17 protein-coding genes and 1 pseudogene are annotated in these 22,588 nt (G+C 68.3%); 8 read left to right on the forward strand and 10 right to left on the reverse strand.

What is annotated here, in order from left to right; translation table 11 throughout:
- Positions 1-62 precede the first annotated feature (62 nt).
- A complete protein-coding gene (locus tag PSR88_RS27780; protein ID WP_029539530.1) occupies positions 63-1,097 on the forward strand; it encodes an alpha/beta hydrolase in 1,035 nt (344 codons plus the stop codon).
- A 182-nt stretch (positions 1,098-1,279) separates the two neighbouring features.
- Positions 1,280-2,251 (forward strand): alpha/beta hydrolase, encoded by a 972-nt coding sequence (locus tag PSR88_RS27785; RefSeq protein ID WP_016883582.1) that lies wholly within the window; start codon positions 1,280-1,282, stop codon positions 2,249-2,251.
- A gap of 35 nt (positions 2,252-2,286) precedes the next feature.
- Here the strand turns inward: PSR88_RS27785 and PSR88_RS27790 are convergent, their stop codons facing one another.
- The 4 genes from PSR88_RS27790 to PSR88_RS27805 form a co-directional block, all read right to left on the reverse strand.
- A complete protein-coding gene (locus PSR88_RS27790; protein ID WP_016883581.1) occupies positions 2,287-3,735 on the reverse strand; it encodes a dynamin family protein in 1,449 nt (482 codons plus the stop codon).
- Positions 3,732-4,109, reverse strand: a complete 378-nt coding sequence (locus tag PSR88_RS27795; protein WP_237724137.1) for a hypothetical protein — start codon at positions 4,107-4,109, stop codon at positions 3,732-3,734. The genes PSR88_RS27790 and PSR88_RS27795 overlap by 4 nt, the downstream gene beginning before the upstream one ends.
- Positions 4,106-5,479, reverse strand: coding sequence for a GTPase (locus PSR88_RS27800; RefSeq protein ID WP_237724136.1), 1,374 nt, complete (start codon positions 5,477-5,479; stop codon positions 4,106-4,108). The genes PSR88_RS27795 and PSR88_RS27800 overlap by 4 nt, the downstream gene beginning before the upstream one ends.
- A gap of 88 nt (positions 5,480-5,567) precedes the next feature.
- The gene (locus PSR88_RS27805; protein WP_020476831.1) at positions 5,568-6,770 is read right to left on the reverse strand and encodes a hypothetical protein; all 1,203 of its coding nucleotides are present in this window, start codon (positions 6,768-6,770) and stop codon (positions 5,568-5,570) included.
- Positions 6,771-6,995: 225 nt separating this feature from the next.
- Here PSR88_RS27805 and PSR88_RS27810 point away from each other — a divergent pair, with 225 nt between their 5' ends.
- On the forward strand, positions 6,996-8,474 hold the full coding sequence (locus tag PSR88_RS27810; protein WP_237724135.1) for an Hsp70 family protein: 1,479 nt from the start codon (positions 6,996-6,998) through the stop codon (positions 8,472-8,474).
- A gap of 1 nt (position 8,475) precedes the next feature.
- Here PSR88_RS27810 and PSR88_RS27815 read toward each other — a convergent pair whose 3' ends face one another.
- Positions 8,476-8,877 carry a hypothetical protein gene (locus PSR88_RS27815; RefSeq protein WP_016883579.1) on the reverse strand — a complete coding sequence of 134 codons (402 nt, stop codon included), beginning with the start codon at positions 8,875-8,877 and terminating at the stop codon, positions 8,476-8,478.
- Positions 8,878-8,914: 37 nt separating this feature from the next.
- A complete protein-coding gene (locus PSR88_RS27820; RefSeq protein ID WP_342338563.1) occupies positions 8,915-12,151 on the reverse strand; it encodes a (Fe-S)-binding protein in 3,237 nt (1,078 codons plus the stop codon).
- 619 nt (positions 12,152-12,770) lie between these two features.
- Between PSR88_RS27820 and PSR88_RS27825 the strand changes: the two genes are divergently transcribed.
- The 5 genes and pseudogenes from PSR88_RS27825 (at position 12,771) to PSR88_RS27845 (ending at position 16,277) form a co-directional block, all read left to right on the forward strand.
- Complete coding sequence (locus PSR88_RS27825) at positions 12,771-13,217, forward strand: hypothetical protein (protein WP_011597666.1); 447 nt, start codon at positions 12,771-12,773, stop codon at positions 13,215-13,217.
- Positions 13,218-13,509: 292 nt separating this feature from the next.
- Positions 13,510-14,196: a hypothetical protein gene (locus PSR88_RS27830; protein WP_016883577.1), complete on the forward strand. Its 687-nt coding sequence runs from the start codon at positions 13,510-13,512 to the stop codon at positions 14,194-14,196.
- A gap of 171 nt (positions 14,197-14,367) precedes the next feature.
- On the forward strand, positions 14,368-15,108 hold the full coding sequence (locus tag PSR88_RS27835; RefSeq protein WP_016883576.1) for a hypothetical protein: 741 nt from the start codon (positions 14,368-14,370) through the stop codon (positions 15,106-15,108).
- Entirely contained in the window at positions 15,105-15,806 is a 702-nt protein-coding gene (locus PSR88_RS27840; RefSeq protein WP_016883575.1) for a hypothetical protein, read from the forward strand. The genes PSR88_RS27835 and PSR88_RS27840 overlap by 4 nt, the downstream gene beginning before the upstream one ends.
- Positions 15,807-15,837: 31 nt before the next feature.
- Positions 15,838-16,277, forward strand: a pseudogene (locus tag PSR88_RS27845) (NADPH-dependent FMN reductase).
- A gap of 67 nt (positions 16,278-16,344) precedes the next feature.
- On the opposite strand, the gene PSR88_RS27850 reads toward PSR88_RS27845, so the two are convergent.
- The 4 genes from PSR88_RS27850 to PSR88_RS27865 form a co-directional block, all read right to left on the reverse strand.
- Positions 16,345-17,655: a S1 family peptidase gene (locus PSR88_RS27850; protein WP_029539528.1), complete on the reverse strand. Its 1,311-nt coding sequence runs from the start codon at positions 17,653-17,655 to the stop codon at positions 16,345-16,347.
- A gap of 239 nt (positions 17,656-17,894) precedes the next feature.
- Complete coding sequence (locus PSR88_RS27855; protein WP_011597672.1) at positions 17,895-19,214, reverse strand: S1 family peptidase; 1,320 nt, start codon at positions 19,212-19,214, stop codon at positions 17,895-17,897.
- A gap of 112 nt (positions 19,215-19,326) precedes the next feature.
- Complete coding sequence (locus tag PSR88_RS27860; protein WP_016883571.1) at positions 19,327-20,487, reverse strand: hypothetical protein; 1,161 nt, start codon at positions 20,485-20,487, stop codon at positions 19,327-19,329.
- Between the two features lie 154 nt (positions 20,488-20,641).
- A complete protein-coding gene (locus PSR88_RS27865; protein WP_016883570.1) occupies positions 20,642-22,585 on the reverse strand; it encodes a LuxR C-terminal-related transcriptional regulator in 1,944 nt (647 codons plus the stop codon).
- Positions 22,586-22,588: the final 3 nt, after the last annotated feature.

Consider the following 22,588-nt stretch of genomic DNA (forward strand, 5'->3'; position numbering starts at 1 on the left):
TGGAGCACGGGTTGGGCAGTCGAAACGAGAAGTTCATGGGAGGAATTCACGGTCGAACGACTATGCGTAACGCAGTGTCTGTTGCAGTCCTCGTATCGCTCACCGCCTTGTCTCTTGCGGTGGGTCAGGTTGTGGCAGGATCCGTTCCCCCGACAGAGGTCGATCTCCTCGCATCCGCGCGGCCGTCCGAGAACGGCTCGCGACTCGTGCACGTCGAGCCGGTGAGCGAGCGGCAGTCGAACCTGGCGGTCTATTCGGTGTCGATGGGTCGGGACATCACCGTTCGTGTCCTTCGTCCGGCTGACACCAGCCTCCCGCGGCCCACTCTGTACCTGCTGGGCGGCGTCGAGGGGTCGTCCGACGAACTCGGGTGGAGCGAGGAGACGGACATGGTCGAATTCGTTTCGGACAAGAATGTCAACGTGGTGGTTCCGTACGGCGGCGCGTCCAGTTACTACACGGATTGGGAGCGCGACGACCCCGTCCTCGGCCGCAACAAATGGACTACCTTTCTGACCGAGGAGTTGCCGCCCGTCATCGACTCGGCGCTCGGCACCACCGCCAAGAACGCGATCGCCGGACTGTCCATGTCGGGCACCGCGGTCCTCAGCCTTGCAAGCGCGGCACCAGGGCTCTACCAAGCCGTCGGCTCCTACAGCGGCTGCGCGATGACCAGTGATCCGTTGGGGAGTGCCTACGTGATCGCAGCGGTGGTCAACAACGCGGGAAACCCCATCAACATGTGGGGCCCGTTGGGCGGCCCGGGCTGGGTGGCCCACGATCCGTATCTCAATGCCGCCCGACTCCGGGGCACTGGGTTGTACATCTCGAACGGCAGCGGCGTGCCCGGACCACACGACAGGCTGGACGATCCCAGCGTGGACGGAGACCCGAACAGCCTCGTGGCCCAAATCGTGCGCGGGGGCCCCATCGAAGCGGCCACCGGTCAGTGCACGGCGAGGCTCGCCGCCCGGCTACGCGATCTCCAGATTCCGGCGACCGTGAATCTCCGACCCACCGGGACCCACTCCTGGGGATACTGGCAGGACGAACTTCATCAGTCCTGGCCCATGCTCGCGGCCGCTATCGCGGCGTAGCGCGTTGTCGCAGTGGAACGGTATTCAGGGTGCGGCCCAATTGGTAGCGTGATCAGTTGCGGCTTTTGTTGGCGCACAGAATCTCGGGACAAGGGCGGGATCCGCCGATGCATGGAACTTCCCCGCGGCCGGCGCGAGCGCGTCGACGATGCGTTGCGGGTCTGTCGATCGCCGTAGCGGTCGTGCTGAGCCTGGCAGGGACAACTCCGGTAAGCGCCGAACCGCAGGAGAACCAACCGGCGTCGGCTGCATTTGTCGACCACATCGACAAGATCGACGATCGCCGGTGGGACGTGTTCGTGTACTCCCCGTCGATGGACCGGGTGATCCCGATGCAGGTGATCCGCCCCGCCGACACCAGCGAGCCGAGGCCCACGCTGTATCTGCTCAACGGTGCCGGAGGCGGGGAGGACGGAGCGAACTGGCTGAACCAGACCGACGTCCTTGGCTTCTTCGCCGACAAGAATGCCAATGTCGTCATTCCCGCCCAAGGATTGCTCAGCTATTACACCGACTGGGAGCGGGACGATCCAGTGCTCGGGCGGAACAAGTGGACGACGTTCCTCACCCGTGAACTCCCACCGGTGATCGATTCGGTGCTCGGCACCGACGAAGTCAACTCGATCGCCGGCCTGTCGATGTCGGCTACCTCCGTGCTCGACCTGGCCATCGAGGCTCCCGGCCTGTATCGCGGAGTCGCCTCCTACAGTGGGTGCGCGCAGACCAGCGACCCGCTCGGCCAGGCCTACGTCCGGCTGGTCGTCGAGGTGCGGGGTGGGGGCGACACCAGGAACATGTGGGGCCCGTACGACGGACCCGGCTGGCGGGACCACGATCCGTATCTGAAGGCAGAGGGGCTGCGCGGCCTCTCTCTATACATCGCCAACGGCAACGGGCTCCCCGGACCACACGAGAACCCCCTGCGGCCGCGGACCCCGCAATCTCCGCCATTGCAGGATCAGATAGCGGTCGGCGGCGCGATCGAGGCCGCCACCAACGTCTGCACCCACCGGCTGGCGGAGCGTCTCCAGCAGCTGAACATTCCAGCGACGTTCGACTTTCGTAACAACGGTACGCATTCCTGGGGTTACTGGGAGGACGATCTGCGTGCGTCGTGGCCGCAACTTGCCGAATCGCTCGGCCTGTCCGAGTAGCAAACAGGCCAGACGAGTCGCCCGACGCCGAGCGCTCACCGCGCCAGCAGCGCCTCGCAGGAACGCGCCGCGCACGCGCACGCCTGAACTGTCGCCGTGTCGATGGCCGGGCGTCCCGCCTGGGACCGCCAGAACCGCAGGGCCGTCAGCGCGACGCGCGAGATCTGCTCCGGGGCGGCGTCGGCGGGCATGCCGAGGCGGGTGTGCGGCGACATGCCCTCGCCGCCGAGCACCCGCTCGAGCAGGACGACGTCCGTGTCGCGCAACTGCAGACCGCTGGTGCGCAGTCCCGACAACACCCGCAGTTCCCGGAACACGTGGGTGTCCGCGAGCAGCCGATCGGCGGCCCTGCTCAGGCTGCGGCTCGCCGACGACGGTGTGCGGGCCAGCACGGCCTTCAGCGATCTGAGTGCGGAGTGCGCCTTCAACTCGGTGCTGCGCTGGCCGAACTGCAGATGCAGCGTGCGGCGGAGATCCTCGAGGCCGCTGTGCGCCGTCAGCTCGCGGGCCAGCGTCGGCGCGTCGGTGGCGCCCGCGCGAATCAGCCTGACCGCGAACCGGATACCGAAGAGGCCGAAACATTCGAGGAGGTCGCGTCGTTGCCGGGGCGGAAGTAGGAGATCGGCGTCCTCGGCGGTGAACCGGCCGACCGAGCGCAGAGCGGACTCGAGTGCGCTGTCCGGGACGGCGGCGAGCACGGCGAGGTCGTCGAACTCGGTCTGACGCAGAGTGCGGCCGCGGAGCGCGAGGAGTCCCGACACGGGGAGCAGGCTCCGCTGCACCCGGCGGCCCGCGTCGTCCGCGGCGGCCCGGGCCGCGTCGAGGGTGCGTTCGCGGCCGCCCTTCACCTCGTCGGCCCGCGACAGCACACCGACGATGCCGAGCGGTCCGGCGGCCGTACCGACCCGGGTCTGTAGCTGGTCGAGCAGCCGCACGTCCGCCGCGTCGGTACCTCGGGTCAGGTAGACGACGGCGTCGACGTCGCACGGCCGGTCCTCGGGAAGGAGCAGCGCCCGGGTGCGCGCCGACACGTCCCGCGAGTTGGACGACGTTCCGGGAGTGTCGACGAGCGTGAACTCGCCGAGCAGCGCCGACGGCCATCCCACCTGCAGCCGCTCCACCCGATCCGCGGTCACCGTCCCCAGATCGAGCGACAGCCTGCCCTCGTCCCGGTGCACCGGGAGTCGCGTCCGGCGTCCGGAGTCGTGGGTGAGATCGATCCTCGGCGTGGTGGACTGCTCGAACCACGTGACCACCCGGGTGCACTCGGTGGCGTCGGTGGGCGCGATCTCCTCACCGACGAGGGCGTTGAGCAGCGTCGACTTCCCGGCCTTCAGCGTGCCGGTGAGGGCAACGCGGAGCGGCTCCTCGAGGCGGGCGCCGCAGTGCCGGAGTTCCTCGACGGTGGCGGGGTCGCTGCGCAGTTCGTGCCGGGCGGTCTCGATCAGCTGACGGGCCTGGGATCCCAGGCGAGTGACGCTCATGCCGACACCTGTCCCGCGAATCCGGCGGCCTGCATTCGGATCTGCCGCAGCGTGTCGAGTTCCCTGCGGATTTGCGCCGACCGCGTCGCACGGTGATCGTCGTGCATCTTCGACGCATCCGCAGCGGCGCGCAGCGAATCGTCGACGGATCGGAGCATCTCGGTGGCCAGGTCGGTGAAATGGTCGCGCAGGACGCGCTGCACCTCGCGGAGCCGCTGCTTCGACTCCTTGCCCACCTGGAAGATCACGTCGTCCATCAACCGCGACACCGCCACCTTCGCCTCCGTCTGCCTGCGGGCGGTACGCGCCTTCCGGTCCTCGCGATACGTGTTGGCGCCGAGCAGGACTCCCGCGCCGATCGAGAAGGGATTCACCAGTGCCAGGCCTGCGAGGCTCGTGACGAGGCCGACCACATGAGCACGCCACCGTACGACCCGCGCATGCTGGAGAGGACGCGTTGTGTGAAACCCTGTGCGCTCTCCAGGGATTCGAGAGTGTTGACGGGTTCGAGCACATGATCCACGTTGTCGATGCGCAGCACGGGAACCGGGACCTTGCCGTCCTCGGCGAAGCGCCCCGCGACCGAGAGGGCGAGGGCCTGCGAACGCGTGTGCGCCATCACGAAGTTCTCCCGCACACATGTCGCGATCTCGCCGTCGAGCCAGGAACCGAACTCCTCCCATCGCGGCGCCGGGTCGGACCTGCCGATGTCTTCCTCGGCCGCGCGGACGACGGTGCGCAGACGATGACGCAGGTCGTGCTCGATGTCCGTCATCAACTCGATCGCGCCGTCGGCCAGCGTGTACTGCCAGTTCGCGGATCGCTGACGGAGCTGATCCGCCGCCGCACGGGCATGGGTCATCTGCTCGAGCAGTGCGGCGCCGCGATGCGGATCGTGCAGCGCATCCAGTTCGGCACTCAGCGACAGCGACAGATGGTCGGTCACGGTGCAAACATCGGCGATCACCGCATTGCGAAGCACGACATCCGCCTGTGCGACGATCTGTTTGCGCAGATAGTCAACCAGTTGCGGGATGCCGGATTCGACGTCGAGCGCGTCGTCGCCGGTCTCGCGGGCGTCCGCGTGCATCAGTGCGGACACCGGCAGCAACGGCAGCGGTAGGTCCGCATTCTGCAAGTGAGTGCGGTTGGCCTTCTGAATGTCCGCCCAGCGCGGATAGAAGTCGATCTTGTTGACGACGCAGATCACCATCGGGCACAGCGTGTGCACCTGCGTGAGCAGAGCGATCTCGGGTTCGGTGTATTCCTGGCTCGCATCGGAGACGAACAGCACCGCGTCGGCCGTGGGGACGAGGGCCAGGGTGTCCGCGGCTCGGGCGGGGGCGTGACCGGAGAATCCGGGGGCATCGACCAGTACCAGTCCCTCGGCGAGCAGGTCGTGGGGGAGCGTGACCGTCGAATCCGAGTCCGACGCGACAGGCCCGTACTCGACGACTACCGCCTCGTGCCGGGACTGCGCGGTCGACGACACGTCCGCGTCGACGAGCGCACCCGCCACCGAACTGACACCCTTGTCGGTCAGGCCGAGAACCACGACCCGCGTGCGCGGATCGGCGAGACGAGACTCGGTGTGCGACAGCCGGGTCAGGAGATCGCCGCGACCCGCAGTCCGGGTGAGTTCCGCGAGCTGCGCCAGCAGCGCAGCCATCGACGCAGTGGTCTCGGCAGGAAGATTCGGGCGCGAAGGGGTGGCGACGGCTGGGGATTCGACGGTGGCGTTCATGATCTCCGCAAGAGTGGGTGACGGGCGTTCGGGAGAGGGGAGTGGCGGGCCCGCGTGCAGGGGAGTCGGCGGGCCCGCCACGTCGAGGTCAGAACACGTGCTGGTCGACAGTCGTCGTCGCAGTCAGGCTCTGATCGTGGGTGTCGAGAGTGGTACCGGATTCGGCCGTCAACCCCGACGAGAGGCTCGTCGCGCTCGTCGCGCTCGTCGCATCGAGTGAGGTGCCGGTGTCGAGGGTGGTGCCGGAGTCGAACGCGGTGCTCGAGTCGTACGCGGTGCTGGAGTCGTGCGAGGTCGGCGTGTCGAAGGTCGTTGCGGTGTCGGTCGTATTCGTGAGGTGGGTCGTGGTGTCGGTTGTCGTGGTGTCGGTTGTCACGGTGTCGTTGCCGAGACCCGTGTTCGAGGTCGTGTGATCGGTCGACGAAAGACCACTGGCCGCCGCTGCTGCCGTCGTGTGGTCGTCGGTCGCGACGGACGATGCTGCCGTCGTCTGGGACCCGCCGAGATCCGCGGTGGGTGCGCTCGCGCCCTGTGTGGTGGAGTCGGATGTCGTCGCCGCTGCTCGCGTGCTCTCGTCGGCCGAGGTCGATGTGGCCTCCGAACTCCGCGTATTCTGCTGATCCGCAACCTGATTCACCTGCCCGGACGTCGCCGACACGGAAGTCGGTTCGGCGTTGCTCTGCCGGATCGTCGTGTCGAGGGGCTGCGACGTCACCGCCGCATCGGAGTGAGTCGACACCGGGGTCGTCGTGATCGGCTGGGCCGCGGGCGCCGCACTCGCTGCGGCAGTCTGCATTGCGGCGGGCGACGTCGGTGAGGACACCGACGTCGCCGGCGCCGGAGTCGACGGCTGCGTCGCAACCGGGTTGGCCTGAGTGAACGCGGGCTGGGCCGCGGAAGCGCCGGCCTGCGCGTTCTCGTGGCCCGCTCCCGCGGTCGCCGCATTGTGACCGTCGGTGCGGCCGTCGTGGTCGGCGGCAGCGTTGTTCTGGTGGGCCTGATTGCCGGCGTTCTCCAATCCGCGACCGCTGTTGTCGCGCGGTGCGTCGTGGCGTGATTCGTCGGCTGGCCGCGAATTCTGCTGCGGCGCACCGTGCTGAGCGGCTTCTCCGGCGGTGGGGTTCGTCGGGTGGAGGTCGCGCAGGAGCCCGTCGAGCCCGTTGCGCAGAAGGTCCGCCGCCGGGGGTGCGCCGCCCAGGTCGGGCTGCGGTGCCTGCACGTCCATCGCGGCGTGCGGGGCGGGGACGTCGTGATCGAGGACGGCCGATGGGTGGATTTCGCTTCTCGTCATGAGTGCTCCTTCATCTCGGGTCTGTCCCTTCGAGGCGACTGCCGACGACGTTATGGGCCGTTCCTGGGAAGACCATGGGAGGACGCTGCACCTTCCCTAGGGGCGCGCGACGCCGCGTACACAGGAACATCGCAGGAAGCGCACAGCGGTCGGCACAGGAAGGCGGTTTAGCGTTTCGATCGGCAGGAAAGGCGCCTGCCGTCACCACGGAACGGAGATCACGACATGCGGACATCGATGGGGATCAGCATGGGTTCCGACTCGTTCGTGTCCGCCCAGATGCACGGTGAATCGCAGATGCACCGGGAGCACGACGGATTCACGGTGGTGCGGCACTCGGCCGAACTCGCGCTGTCGTCGAGCAGCGCGCCGGCTCTCGGCCCGCACCGCAGCGGACCGCTGCAGGGCAGCATCGTGTTTCGCGACTTCGTCGACAGGGTCGGTGATCCCGTTCCGGTGATCGGGGACGACGGGACCCGGACCCCGGCCGTGCAGCTGGTGACCACCGCGCTCGACTGCCTCGTCCGTGGCCGCACCCCGGCGCCCGACCATGTGGTGGTCGCGGCCCCGGCTGCCTGGTCGGGATACGCCGTCGAGGAACTCGAGAACGAGATCCGACGCTGGGGCCTCCTGCAGAACCGCACCGTCACCGTCATCCCTGACACTAGCGCGGCACTCACGTGGATCTCCCTGGTCGAGAAGCTCGACGAATTCTCGACACTGCTGTTGTGCGACGTCGGAGCCCATTCCCTCGACCTGACCCTGGCGACGAGGCGCGGCGCCGAATTCGGTGTGGTCCGATCGACGCGGAGCACCGACTTCGCCGGAGACCACGCCGACCGGCTGCTGATAAGACATGTGGTCGCGCTCGTACAGAACGCGAACCCGGACTTCGACGTCGAGGATCCCGCCCACCGCGTTGCGCTGGCCGAACTCGCCGCCCGCTGCCGGATCGCGAAGGAGCGGTTGTCGCAGGACACCTCGGCCGTGGTGACCGTCGAGCTTCCCGGCATCCGACGCCGGATACGCGTCATGCGCTCCGAATTCGAGGACGTCATCCGCGTATCACTCACCCGCGCCGCGAACACGGTGGCACGCGAACTCGAACGCCTCGCCGAGACCGGCACCCCCGCCGACGCCGTCGTCGTCCTCGGCGGCGGAGCAGCGGTCCCGCTCGTGACGGAACTGCTCTCGACGGCCGTGGACGTCCCGCTCGTCGTGTCACCCGAGCCGGCGACGGCGTCCGCCCGCGGTGCGGCGGTCGTTGCCGAGCGGGCATCGCTACACCAGTCGGGTTCCCGGGTGATGTCGGCACCGGGACCGCGGGTGAAACCACCGGCGGCACCACGACCGATCGCGGCAGCAGCGTCGTCGCGCGTGCTGCCCCCGTCCGCATCAGCCGAGGGGCCGACCCCCGTTGTCGCGCCGACCAGTGTGCCGGTGAGGAAGACACCGAGGTCGGGAATCCGGGGATGGATGGTGGCGGCCAGCGCCGCCGCGCTCATCCTTCTCGGTGCAGGCGCGGCGGCGACCCAACTGATCGGCCGGGACGACACGCCCTCGGCGACGACCACCACAACCTCGTCCGTCGAACAGGCCTCGTCGGCCGGCGAGACCGGGCAGGAGTACACGGTGCAGGACCCGGCACCCGCCCAGCCGATGGGCGGCGGAACGTCGGGACGCGGCGGCGCCGGACCGCGGTAGGTCAGACCTCGGTGAGTGCTCCGGCCGACAGTGAGGCGTAGATGAGCATGAACACGAACAACATCCAGCCCGCACCCTGCCAGATCGGCCACCGGCCACCGGCCCGCCACACCCGGTAGGTCTGGACGAAGGCTCCGACCCCGCCCAGGAGCAGCAACGCGGGCGGGCCGAAGACGAGGACGTACTTTTCTCCGCCGGCACACTCCATCATCGACTCGGCGCAGTCACCGGACCCGATCGACATCCACGCGACCGAGAGGAGCGCAACGACGACGGCACCGCCCATCACCGCCGCCGTGTACGTGGCGGCGCGGCGAAAGGTGAGATCGGCGCCCGAGGTCATCATGTCGGAGGTTACGCGGTTCGCGACGCGGGCCGTCACGGAAAACAGCAGCGCCCCCACCGATCACGGTGGGGGCGCTGCTGTTCACTGCTGTCGGCTAGCTCTTCCGGCCGGGTGCCTTCGCGCCTGCCTTGAAACCGAGTCCGCCAGGCTTGGCCGGCGGCGGAGCCTTCACCGTTTCCGGTGCCTTGCCGTTGGATCCGTCGCCGTTCGACTCCTCGACCTTCGGAGCCGTGGTCTCGGTTGCCTCGGCCTTCGGTGCTTCAGCCGCGGGAGCCTCGGCCTTCGGTGCTGCGGCCGCGGTTGCCTCGGCCTTCGGTGCTGCGGCCTTGGGAGCCGCGGCCTTTCGGGCTCCGGGAGCCTTGGCGCCGCTCTTGAAACCGAGCCCACCGGCCTTCGCAGCCGGGGGAGCCTTCGGCGCCTCGGCTGCGGGGGCCTGCGGTTCGGACGCGGGAGGCTCGGCGGCCTGGGGTTCGGCGACTGCCGGCTCGGCGGGAGCGTCCGTGGGAGCGGCCTTCGCGCCGGGAGCCTTCGCCTTGCCCTTCATCTGCAGACCCTTGCCCGGTGCCTTGGCGCCGGACGCGAGACCGAGTCCCTTCGGCTTCGCCGCGGGGGCGTCCTGAGCAGGGGTTTCCGCTGCGGGAGCCTCTGCCGCCGGTGCGTCGGCAGCCGGAGCGGCGGCCTTCGCGCCGGGAGCCTTGGCGGCACCCTTCATCTGAAGACCCTTGCCGCCCGGTGCCTTCGCACCACCGGCGAGTCCCAGACCCTTGGGCTTGGGTGCCTCCGCGGCGGGCGCCTCCGAACCGGCAGCCTCGGCCGGAGCGGGAGCTGCCTTCTTGGCGCCGGGAGCCTTCGCCCCGCCTGCCATGCCGAGTCCCTTGCCGGGTGCCTTGGCGCCGGGAGCCTTCGCCCCGGGAGCCTTCGCCCCGGGTGCCTTGGCCAGGCCCTTCATCGCCAGGCCCTTGCCCGCCGGAGCTTCCGTGGCGGCCGGCGTTGCAGCGGCCTCCTCGACCTCTTCGACGCGTTCCTTCTCGACCACCTCGGCCTTGGCCTCGGCCGCTGCCGGCGATGCGGCCGGTTCGGCCGGCTTCTCGCGGGGGATGACCTTGATGTTCTCGCTCAGCTTCTCGGGCTCGAGACGCGTGATGGACGAGAGCATCAGCTGGGCGACGTCGACGACCTCGACGCCCTCGCCCTGGCCGGACTCCTGGCGAGCCGTGACACCGTCGGTGAGCATGACGCGGCAGAACGGGCAGCCGGTCGCGATCTTCTTCGGATCCGTGCTGAGTGCCTCGTCGACCCGGTCGATGTTGATGCGCTTGCCGATGTTCTCTTCCATCCACATGCGGGCACCACCGGCACCACAGCACATGGACCGCTCGCCGTGACGAGGCATTTCCTTCAACTTCGCGCCGGACGCCTCCATCAGCTCGCGGGGCGCGTCGTAGACCTTGTTGTGGCGGCCGAGGAAGCAGGGGTCGTGGTAGGTGACGTCCTCACCGACGGACGCGACCGGAATCAGCTTCTTCTGGCGGACCAGGCGGTTGAGCAGCTGAGTGTGGTGAACCACCTCGTAGTCGCCGCCGACCTCCGGGTACTCGTTGCCGAGGGCGTTGAAGCAGTGGGCGCAGGTGACGACGATCTTGCGCTTGCGCTGCTCGACGCCGTCGAAGACCGAGTTCAGCAACTCGATGTTCTGCATGGCGAGCTGCTGGAACAGGAATTCGTTACCTGCGCGGCGAGCGGAGTCACCGGTGCACGTCTCGTCGGCGCCGAGGACCATGAACTTCACGCCTGCGGTGGCGAGCAACTCGGCGACGGCCTTGGTGGTCTTCTTGGCGCGGTCCTCGTAGGCGCCGGCGCAGCCGACCCAGAACAGGTACTCGTAGTCCTCGAAGCTGTCGGCATCCTGACCGAACACCGGGATCTCGAAGTCCATCTCACTGATCCAGTTGAGACGGTCCTTGGAGTTCTGGCCCCAGGGGTTGCCCTTGTTTTCGAGGTTCTTGAACAGGCCGGCCAGCTCGGACGGGAACTCCGACTCGATCAGCACCTGGTAGCGGCGCATGTCGATGATGTGGTCGACGTGCTCGATGTCGACGGGGCACTGCTCGACACACGCGCCGCAGTTGGTGCAGCTCCACAGCGTCTCGGCGTCGATGACCGGGGCCAGCTCGCCGTCGACGGTCTCGCCGACCAGCTTGCGCTCGGCCTCCCGGCGCGCAGCCTCGGGGATCGCGGCCAGCTTGGCCTCGTCCACGGCGCCGTCGCCGTCCACCAGGCCGATCTCGTCGCCGCCCATGTCCTTGCGGCCACCGGCCAGCAGGTACGGGGCCTTCGCATAACCGTGGTCGCGGAGCGAGGTGATCAGCAGCTTCGGGGACAGCGGCTTGCCGGTGTTCCAGGCGGGGCACTGCGACTGGCAGCGCCCGCACTCGGTGCAGGTGGTGAAGTCCAGCCAGCCCTTCCAGGAGAAGTCCTCGATGTTGCCGGCGCCGAACGTGTCGGTGTCCGGGTCGGCGTCCTCCATGTTGATGGGCTTGCCACCCGACATCATGGGCTTGGCCGCGCCGAGGGCGACGTCGCCGTCGTCCTCACGCTTGAAGTAGATGTTCGCGAACGCCGCGAAGCGATGCCAGGCGACACCCCAGGTGATGTTGCGTCCGACGACGTAGAGCCAGATCATGCCCGACATCAGCTTGACGAAGGCGAAGAACGCGACCATGTTCGGGCTCGCGGGCAGCAGCTTCGCGAGGTTCATCGTGAAGAAGTCGGTCCACGGGTTGGCGTGGCCGTAGGTGGCGATCTTGCCGGCCTTCACGAAGATCATGCCCAGGCCCTCGATGAGGACGACTGCCTCGACGAAGTACGCGGCCTTGAAGTCGGAGCCACTGAACCGGGACAGCCGGGCGGGCACGCGGGGGTGGTTGAGCTGGCGGATCACGATCAGCGTGGTGATACCGATGACCGTGCCGAGGCCGAGGATCTCGTCGATGACGTGGTAGACGGCGGTGTTACCGACCAGCGGCCAGTGGAACGCCGGGTCGAACGTCTGCCCGTACGCCTCGAACCACACGATGGCTCCGAGCATGAACCCGACCATGACCAGCCAGTGAGCCCAGCCGACGGTGCGGAACTTGCTCATGCGGGTGTGCGCGATGAACTCCACACACATCTGCTTGAAGCGCGGGAAGAAGGGGCGCCATCGGTCCGGGGCCGACTGGCCGATCCGGACGACGTTGACCATCTTCAATGCGCCAGTGATGAAGGAGAACCAACATACGAGGCTCAGCAGCACGCCGATGGTGCCCAACGTGATCGTCAGGGCATTCATGTCGCGGCCTTTCGTTTCAGGGCGGCAGGGCGGCCACCTCGGGACTGCTCGTGATCCTAACGCTTGCTAAGTTACCCGCTAGTAACTTATTCAGTGTACCTGCGGGTAACTTACCGGCGCTCAGCGGGATCTCTGCAGCTCGGGCGCCGATGAGGCATGTGATGCATGCCACAATCGGACTTTCTGTTCGCCACGTTAAAGGGTCGAAATTGCGGCGTTCACCCAAGGTCGCCCTAACTTCGGCCGACGGCCGCCGGGGGCGGTCCGCGGCGCTCCCGGAGAGGGCTCCGGCGGTCATTTTCGTCACGAATCCGATGCGGTCGCATTGCGGCCGGATGACGACGAGTGGATATTCCGGGTGCTCACGTCGACGCTGCCGAAATCCCTCCCGAGTGACGTAATTCATGCCGTGTAATTCGCGCGAATTACACACATTCGAAGCGCTACTGATCGGTAACTTGCGGGTGCGATGAATTTTTCGTCAATGAACATTTCGGCCGTGATTCCGCTGTTACTCTGAGCGTGTTTTCCGGCCCTGGCCAGCGGTCACACGGGGGGCCGAGCAGTGCACTTCGATCACACCAGAACTTCGTCGGGACGCTCCTGAAATGAGGCATCAATGATCGTGAGAAAAGCTGCAGTCACGGCAGGGATGGCGGTCGCCGCCATGGGGCTCGCTGCCGGGGTTTCCCATGCAGGGCCGGTGGCAGCACCTGCTCCAGGGGCGCCTGTTCCGGCAATAGCGGCGCCCGCGGTTCCTTCGCTGCCGTTCCACGACGTCGCGTCCCGCGAGGAGAACGACAGGGCGTTCGGTCAGTTCGGTGCGCAGGTCGGCATCGCCGTCACGGTCGGAAGCCTGGTCGGAACCATAGCTGGGGCCGGAATCGGCTGCATCGCAACACTTCCTGCTGGCTGCGTCGCCGGGCTGGTGACCGGGGCCGGTATCGGCGGGGTCATTGGAACCATCGTCGCCGGTGGCCCCACCCTCGGCGTCAGTGCGTACCAGTTGTGGGAGACGTACAACGCCGCTCCGGGGACCTCGATCTACGCGGACCGGGACGAGTAGAGCCCTCGTATCAGCGCCCGGCCCCGTCGTGCCTCGCACGGCGGGGCCGAGTCATGAGTGGAGGCCACCGCGAAGAAACCGACCGGTTCCCCGCTTTGTGTGGGAATAACTGCATCCCTGACTGGTGCAATTCTTGAAATTCGATCCCAATGCCGTTCTGGGCGCAATTTTTCATAACCCTGAGCAGACTATTTCGTGAGCGCCTTTTCTCTAGGCGAGACTCAATTGGGATCTGTCACAGCCGCAAGTTACTGTTTAGCAACGGATGGGGTTGAAACCTTAAGGGGATGGAATGAAGTTGCGTCGTATCGTTACGACTTCGGCACTTTTGGTGGGTGTGCTCGCGACCGGGTCCGGGGTGGCGGTCGCGGAACCCGTCGCCGAGCCGGGCACCGAGATCGGATACGAATCCCACATCGAGGACCGCACGGTCGTGACCACGCTCGACGCCGGCGCCTTTGCGCTCGCATCGGACGGGAAGTCCGTCGCGATCAAGGATGTGGGTGGGGCAACTGTCGTTTCCCTGCCGCTCGCGTACCGATTCGACGGACTGCAGTTTCCGTTCGAGGAAGAGATCACCGAAAACGGAAAGACCCTGCGTCTGACGCCGAGTGTCGACAAGGCCGAGGCAACGCCGATCTCGCTCGAGGATCGGATCACGCCCATCGCGCTGCACGACGTGGCGTCGATCGACGAGAACACCAGGGCCCAGTCGGCGTTCCAGCAGCAGCTCGGTATCGCGATGACGGTCGGCAGTCTCGGCGGCACCATCGTGGGTGGAATCCTGGGATTCGCCGTCGGTTGCGTGGTCGGGACACCCGTGGCCGTCTTCGGATGCCTGCCGTTCGGCGTAACGGGAGCGGGGATCGGTGCGCTACTGGGCACGATCGTCGTGGGCGGCCCGACGCTGGCGATCGCCGGTATCGACCTGATCAACACGCTGAACGCACCGCCCGGCACCACGAAGTGGGTGAAGTAGCCCCACCCCGCGGTACTCAGACGCCGCCCGCCTCCCTTCGGAGGCGGGCGGTTCGTCGTTGCGCCCCTCGCGGGAGTGAACCTCGTCACACCGGCGTATCCGACCTGCCGGGTCAGCCCATGCTTAGGCTAACCTTCGTCCGTCACAGCGCTGCTCTCGAAACGGATCTCGATGAACCTCCGACGGTTTACTGCCACCTCCCTGCTCGTCGTCGCGGCGATGGGCGTCGGGGCGGCCACGTCATACGCCGATCCGGCCGCTGCACCCCAGCCGGGCGCGGAACAGGGCATCCCGAACATCAACTACCAGACCGCCCGCGACGGTGACGCCGCTGTGGCCACCCTCGACGCCGGCGCCTTCTCGATCAACGCCGCGAACGACACCGTCGACGTGGTCGACGACGGCGGCCGCGTCGTCGCGTCCATTCCCACGTTCTTCCGGGTCGACGACCTGCAGCATCCGTTCGCCGTGGTGGTCGATGAGACCGCTCGCGTCCTGCGGCTAGTCCCGAACATGGATCCGTCGGCAGCGACCCCCGTCCCCGTGTCGGAGCGGCTGACTCTCGACGACGTCGCCGCACCGCAGGACAAGCAGGAACGCGACGACCGCGCACTCGACGACTTCCAGCAGCAACTCGGGATCACGAGCGCGATCACCGCGATCGTCGCGGCCATCATCGGCGGGGCGATCGGCTGCGCGATCGGTGTCATCCCCGGCACGGCTGCGCTGGTGATTCCGTTTCTCGGCCTCGCCGGTCCGGTGGCCGGGTGCATCGGAGGTGCGCTGATCGTCGCACCCGTCGTCGCGCTTGCCGGCACCATCGTCGTCGGCGGTGGCGCCCTGGTGGTTCTCGGAATCCAGTACTTCAACACCATCAACAGCCCGTTCGTCGCACCGGAACCCACGGCATGAGCGGCCGGTTCGTACGGAACCTGCGGGCCGTCACCGGGGCAGCGTTCCTCGTCGTCGCGGCACTCGGAATCTCCGCCGGGACCGCACACACAGCTCCACTGGCGCAGCGGGATTCGTCCGACATCGGCTACGAGGCGCACGCCGAGGGGGAGTCCGTCGTCACGTCGATCGACGCGGGCGCCTTCCGGATCACCGAAACCCGGGAAGCGATAGAGGTGGTGGACGACAGCGGCAAGGTGGTGGCTGCGCTGCCGCTCACGATTCGCGTCGGCGACGCAGTCTATCCGATCGACGCCGACCTCGATGGGCGCACGGTGACGCTCACTCCGCAGGTTCCCGCCGGCGTCGCGTCCTCCCTGAAATCGGTTGCGCAGGACGGATTCGACACTCAGGAAGAGCGTGACGACTCGGCGCTCGCCGACTTCAACAGCTACCTCGGTTACGCGACACTGATCGGCGGCCTGATCTTCGGTGTGATCTTCGGTGCCGTGGGTCTCGCGGTCGGGTGCGGCCTGTTCGCCGTGACCGTGATCGGCACGCCGGTCGGGTGCCTCGGCGGGCTGCTGGCGGGATTCGCCGCCGGCGGGTTGGCCGGAACCATCTTCGTGGGCGGCGCCGCACTGGTGATCCTCGGAATCCAGTACCTCGTCACCATCAACACGCCGTTCGTTCCGCCCGCGCCCGAGCCCACCGCCTGATCAGTTCCCGCGCGCTCGGTAGCCGGTTGCCGTGATCGTCGGCAGCATCAGAGAGGGCAGGTTCGCACCCACCGTCGCCGACTGGTTCGTTCGCGCCGCGGGAGAGTACGGCTGCGCCGCTCTCGATGTCATCGACCTCGCGGACGTCCCACTACCCGTGGTGGTCCCGGCTTTCGGCACCGACGCGTAGCCGACGGTGGCCGCAGTGGGGGCGCGGCTCGCGGCCGCGGACGCCTTCGTCGTGGTGACCCCGTCGGCTTCGTGTCGTACGGCGGGATGGGCGGGGGACTCCGCGCGGTGGAAGAGCTGCGGTTGGGTTTCGCGGAACTTCACGCGGTCACGGTCCGCGACAGTGTCAGCTTTCGCGGCGCGTGGGCGGTGTTCGACGAGAACAGGGAACCGCTCGACCAGATCGAATGGTGGGGCACCACCCTGCGGGATGCCCGGGCGGTCCGGCCCTACGCGGCCTGAGTGCACGACCGACGACAGCGGCCCGCCTCCCGAGAGGGAAGCGGGCCGTTGTCTTCTGTGGAGTGCGTTACGAGGTGCGCACGCGCAGACCCGGGTTCTCGGCCAGCACCTCGTTGATCGGCGTGGCGAACAACTCGGGGCTCTCGCCGAGGACGAACGTGACGACGTCCGCGACCTGGCAGATCGGGTACTGCCCGACGTTGGACGCGCTCGAGATTCCGAGTGCCAGCGTGCCCGTCACGATCGTGCCGCCGCTGTCGCCCTGCAGGGCGCACATGCTCGTCGAGAAGCTGTCGGCCAGCGTGCGCTCACCGACCGAGACGGTCTGCGCCACGGACGTGACGACACCGCACGTGAAACCGGTGGTCAGACCCGACTTGCACACCGGGGCGCCGACAATCGGATCGGCGGTTCCGGTGATGGCGACCGGCGCTGCGCCGGGAACCCGGACGCCGTTGTTCTCGAACCGGTGTGCGGCGCTGTCGTCGGCCCGGATGATCGAGTAGTCGTGGATGTCCAGGCTGGTCTTGGCGAAGGTGCCGATCCGCGGACCGGTGCCACCCGGGACCAGCGAGAACGCCTCCGATGCCTCCGAGGTGCCGGCAGCGTCCCGGTTGGGGTCGCAGTGTCCGGCCGTGATGTTCACCGGGCCGCCCGAGCTGTCGGTGCCGTTGAAACCGAGCGAGCAGCGCAGCCCCACTCCGCCGCCGAGCGAGCCGTACGCGTCGCCGCCCAGCAGGGCGTCGGCGGGGAGCGGTTCGGCGATGGGGGTGAGGTCGGTGGACGGCAGCGGAGCGGCCGTGGCCGGCGACTGCACGACGCGTGCGCCCTTCAGGAAGTCCGGAAGCTGCAACCCGCCCACGTTGTCCGCACGGAGCACGAGATCGTTGTTCACGATGTCGATGGCCACACCGCGAACGAGATCCGCGACGGCGGGCGGCTGGGTGTCCAGCCAACTGTCGAGCGACTTCACCTGAGCCTGCAGGCTGCTCTCGCTCTGTGCCACATCCTTCACCTGGAAGCCGGCCTTCTCGGCCGCGGCGACCGCGGCGTCCTTGTCGGCACCGTCGGCGAGCCCGACGATCGGGGTGCCGGCGTTGTCGAGCCAGGTTCCGGCGAACGCATCCGGGAACTGGATGCGGGCGATCTTCGCGAACTCGGCCAGCTTCTGGCCCAGCTCGGAGTGCTCCAGGTACTGGTCCGGGCTCAGCGACAGATCACGCTGGATAGCGTCGATCAGTTCCGCGGGAAGCTTGGCGGCCTGGCCGGACACTCCGGGCTCGACCGGATCGGCCTGAGCGGAGGCGGCGACCGGACCGAGGAGCAGCAGCGCGGCGGAGCCGAACACGGCGGCACGACGTGCGATGGAGCTTCGCATGGGGGCCTTTCTGATGTTTGTTTGTTCGCAGTTGCCTCGCGGGCGCATACGAATACGACCCCCCGACAGGTAAGGCCGTACACAGTCGGAGTCGACTATATGGGTTCGCCCCGTCTATTCCCACCTGTAACACTCTCGGTGGACGACGCAGCAGGACAAAGCGGACACAGGGCCGGAATACGCCTGTGCCCGGTGTCCGAGCGGAGCGGACACCGGGCACAGGGTGGGGCGGTGGGGAACTAGTCGGAGATGGTGCGCACGCGCATCCCGGATCCGAGCGTGTCCACGATGTCCGCGACGGGGATGCCCAGGCTGGCGGTGCCACCCTCCGGTGCCAGCACCAGGTTCGCCTCCGTGCAGTTGGGGGCGCCACTGGCGTTGGAACCACTGGTGATGCCCAGCGCGAGGGTTCCGGTGACGATGGCGCCGCCGCTGTCACCCGCGAGGGTGCAGGCCGTGCCGGCGAAACCGTTGACCACGCGGCTCGAACCGTCGGCGACGAACAGCTGCGTCTCGACGCGATCGGCTGCCACGACACCACACGTGAACGACGACGTCTGGCCCGACTTGCAGATCGGGGCGCCGACGACGGGCCGGGCGGTGCCGGTGATCTCCAGCGTGGTGCCGTTCGCGCCGCGAACCGCGGGACGGTCCAGACCGGCCTTGACGCCGGCCTCGTTGAGCTTGATCACCGAGTAGTCCAGCTTGTCGGCCGGGTTGCCGACCGACGACTTCGAGAACGCGCCGATCTGCTGGCTGTCGTCCACGTTCTGGTGATTGGGAAGGAACACCGGCGACGGCTGACCCTCGGCGGGGTTGCAGTGTCCGGCGCTGATGTTCACGGCCTGGCCGCTGTCGTCCACGGCGTTGAAACCGAGCGAGCAGACGGAGATCTCCGAGATCGGCGTCTTCGGCAGCTCACCCGCGGTGGTGATGTAGGTGTCACCCGCGAGGGGACCTCGCTCCACCGGACCGCCGCCGCCGGGGCTCAGCATCACCTTGACGTTCGCGAGCAGCGTCGGCAGGTTCAGCGCCTGGCCGATGGGGCTGTTGACGACATCGATGACGACGCGGTTCTCGAGGACGTCGATCGACGCGGAGTTGACCTGGGAAGCCACGTCCTTCGGCAGTCCCGCGATCCAGCCGTTCACGTCGGAGAGGGTCTTCTCCAGGCCGTTCGCGGACACGGGCGCAATGCGGGTGTCGTACCCGGCCTTGGCTGCGGCGTCGGCTGCCTCGTTCGTGGTGACCGCGACGACGGGCTGGCCGTCGAGGCCGATCCAGGCCCCGGCGAAGTCGTCGGGATGCTGCTCCCGGAAGTCCTCGGCGTAACTACCCAGCTCCTGTGCCTTCGCGGCGCGGTCGAGGTACTCCTGCGGGCTGATCTTCAGGTCGCGGGTGATGGCCTCGACGAGTTCGGCCGGCAACTTGTCGGCGCTCAGCTGAGTGGTGTCGGGCTGCGTAACAGGGTCGGCCTGGGCGGCAGTGGAAAACGGGAAGAGAAGAAGCATTGCCGAGGCGCCTACAACAGCGGCGCGGTGCGCCAGCACGTTACGCATGAAATCCCTTCTGCACGGAATCCGTTCACTGAGGATTCCTTCTGGGGTGGGTATCAGCGCCCCACCTTAAGCTACGGACGAGTCAGACGGTCGGGGAGGTGTGATCAGAGCCTCACTCACCTGGGCTTTTGAGAGCCGGCAACGCGGGTGTGGTCGTGGTGGTGGTCGCGGCCGCGGGTTCCTTCATCGTCGTCGTGGTTGTTGTTGTCGTGGTGGTCGTCTCCGGCGGCGTCGTGGTCGTCGCGGCAGTCGTCGTCGTGGTGGTCTGCGTGACCGTGGTGATCGAGGGAAGGGTGATCACCGGCGTCGTCGTCGGGGGCGGAGGCGGCGGCACGAACACGGATGTCGTCTCCACCGGTGCAGGCGGGGGAGCCACCGGGATGGGGGCCTGAACCTCCGTCGTGACGGCCACCTCCTGCGTGCTCGCCGTCGGCAAGACAACGGACGCGGCCGGCGTGGGTCGTGCGCTGGACGTCGTCACCGACGCGGTCTGGGCGTCCTGGATCGACGGGACCGGGGTGCTGCCGCCGCCGGTGAGTGCGAACGCGAGCGCCCCACCGGCCAGCGCCAGGACGGCCGCGGCGACACCGGCGATGATCAGCGGCCGACGGTCCGTGCGCTTGGCAGGTGGGGTCGATGTGCTCGCGGCACCGGCCGCCTCGGTCTCGGCGGGCTGATACGCGTCGGCGGCAGCGGCCGCGGCCGCGGGCACCGCCGTCACGGCGGAGTACGCGGTGGGCATGGGGGCCTCGACGATCGGAATCGACTCGGTGTCGGCGCTCGTGTCCTCGTCGGTCAGTGCCAGCCCGGCCGCCAGCAGTGCGGCGCCGTGGGCCGGGGACTCCGGCGAGGCGGCGAGCGCCACGGACTCCGGGATGAGTGTCGCGTCGCCCAGACCCATGTAGTCGAGGGATTCGCGCAGTTTCGTGACGATCTCCGGCGCCCAGTCCGACGGATGGGTCGCGGTGACCTTCACCGTCCCCGACAGTCCGTCCGCGGCCTCCCTGAAGAGGCAGAACATCGCCGTCGCGACGAGGTCCTCGGCGCGGGTCAGCGAGCCCGCGTACTCGATGCCCGCGGGCTCACCGACGCGGGCCAGGAAGTCGCGGACGGCACCGGTCGATTCCGTGCCGGGGTCGCCGAGCTGAACCGTGCCGTCCGGGGCCGTGAAGAGGACGGACGGGTGTTCGATCGTCCTCACGTCGGTTCCGGAAGCGGTCACCACCGCTGTGGAAACCGCATCGCCGACGGTGAGTCCGACTCCGGTGGTCATGAAAGATCCTTACTGGCACAGTTCGAGGGGTGCCTCATCGCACCATGTGCACAGTGTGTCGCCTGCCGCAGTCGAATGGTTACACGGGGCGCTGCTGCGCCTTCGGCGCCCGTGAGTAGTTATTAACCACCCGCGGTTAATAAGTACTCACGGGTCAGGAGTCGGCGGAATACCCGTGGCCCATCGCACGCAGCATCGACAGCAGCTCGGACCGCGACCCGGCGCCCAGCCGCCGCCGGATCCGCGCGACGTGGTGCTCGATGGTCTTCGCGGAGATGTAGAGGCGTGACCCGATCTCCCGGTACGTCAGCCCCTGGACGAGTAGTTCGGCCACCTCGGCCTCGCGGTCGGTGAGCGATCCCGGTGTGCTCGGACTCGACAGGACCGCGGAGTCGGCACCGTTGCCCGCGGATGTCGGCTGCCGCAGGGCCCTCGCGACCTGCAGGAGAGCGGTCGCGACCCTCGTGTCGGACGCACGCAGCGCGGCTTCACCCGCGAGGCGCGCACCGTCCCACGGCAGGCCGATCCGGTCGAGGGTGCGGGCCGCGTCTTCGACGGATGCGGCGTCGATGTCGCCCTGCAGCACGCGCAGCCAGGCGCGACCGGCGGTGGCGAGCCCGGACGCGTACGTGCTGACCTTGGCGGCCTCGCCGAGTGCGCGGGCGTGGGGCATCAGGTCTGCGGGGCATTCGGCGAGGATCGAGGCCTGCACGCCGTACCAGTGCAGCGCCGATCCCCACATCGCCGGCTCGCCGAGCGTCCGCAGCAACGACTGCGCGTCCTCGACGAGGTGGGTGATCCGGGCGGGTTCGCCGACCCGGATCGACGTCAGCCACAGTTCGCCGAGCGGCAACAGACTCAGCAGGTCCACCGAGTATTCGGCGAGCACGCCTTGCGCGCCCGCCCAGGCCTGAAGCAGTGCCGCATTGTCGCCGGTGCGCCGGGCCAGCCCGACCCGCAGGCCGTGGACGAACAGCAGATCGCGTTGCCGCATCGACGCGGCGTCGAGGCCGTCGAGCCGTGACTGCGCCGCGGCGAGGTCGCCGCGGACCATGGACGTCCAGGCGGTGAGCAGCTGATGCCGGTTCGCGGCGACACTGCCGGGCCGTTCGGTTTCCCGTGCCCGGGCGAGGACCGCGTCCGCGTGCGCGAGTTCGCCGCAGTGGAGCGCGGCGAGGGCGGTGATCGCGGCGGGGGAGTCGGGCAGTACCCGTGGCCGGGACGCGCGACCGGGCAGCGACAGTGCACGCGTCAGTGAGTTCAGTGCGGCGTTGGCGGACGCGGTCGCCGACTGGACGAGTCCGGTCGCGACGAGTGCGGCGCCGGCGGTGGCGGCCGTGGGGGGTGCGCCCGCGCTGGTGGCGAGGACGGCTTCGGCGTCGTCGAGTCGCCCCGCGACCACCAGGACGGAGGCGGCGAGGGAGGCGTCGGCGCCCGCCCGGTCGGCGCCGAGCCAGGCGTACAGTTCGGCGCTGCGATCGATCATGCCGCAGAACGCGGCGCCGGCGGCCGAAATCCTGACCGCCGCAGCGAGTTCCGCATCGCCGACGGTGCCGGACCGTTCGAGGACCGAATCGGCCAGGCCGACCGCGGTGTCGAGGTCGCCGTTCAGGGCGCAGGCCTCGGCGTATGCGACGACGGCACTGTCTCCGAGCCTGCCGACCCGGCCGGCTTCGGCGTACAGAGCGACCGCGGTGGCCGGTTCGGCGAGTTCTGCCTGGGCACAGAGAAATTGGCTCAGATCGTCGCTCGGTGTGCCGGTCGCGGCGACCGCGCGGGCGACGGAAAGCGTGAGCGTTCCGCCGTCGACGTGGTGGGTGAGCAGGCGGCGGGCAAGCGTGGTCAGCCGGTTTTCGCCGAGCGTTTCCGTGAGATGCGTGTGGTCCGCCAGAACCAGCGTGTCCCGTTCGTCGACCCAGCCGTCCGCGCGGAGCGCGTCGACAGCGGCGCGGGCACGGTCGGGTTCGATGTCGAGTACTCGGGCGACCACGGTCTCGTCGAGGTCGCTGCCGAGCAGAACCAGTGCGAGAGCAGACAGTTGCGGGCCGTCGAGCTCCGCGAGTTCCGTGGGAGGAAGCGGTGAGGGCAGCGTGGACACCGG

This window comes from Rhodococcus sp. DK176 (genome assembly GCF_038447315.2).
Taxonomy (GTDB): Bacteria; Actinomycetota; Actinomycetes; order Mycobacteriales; family Mycobacteriaceae; genus Rhodococcus_F; species Rhodococcus_F jostii_A.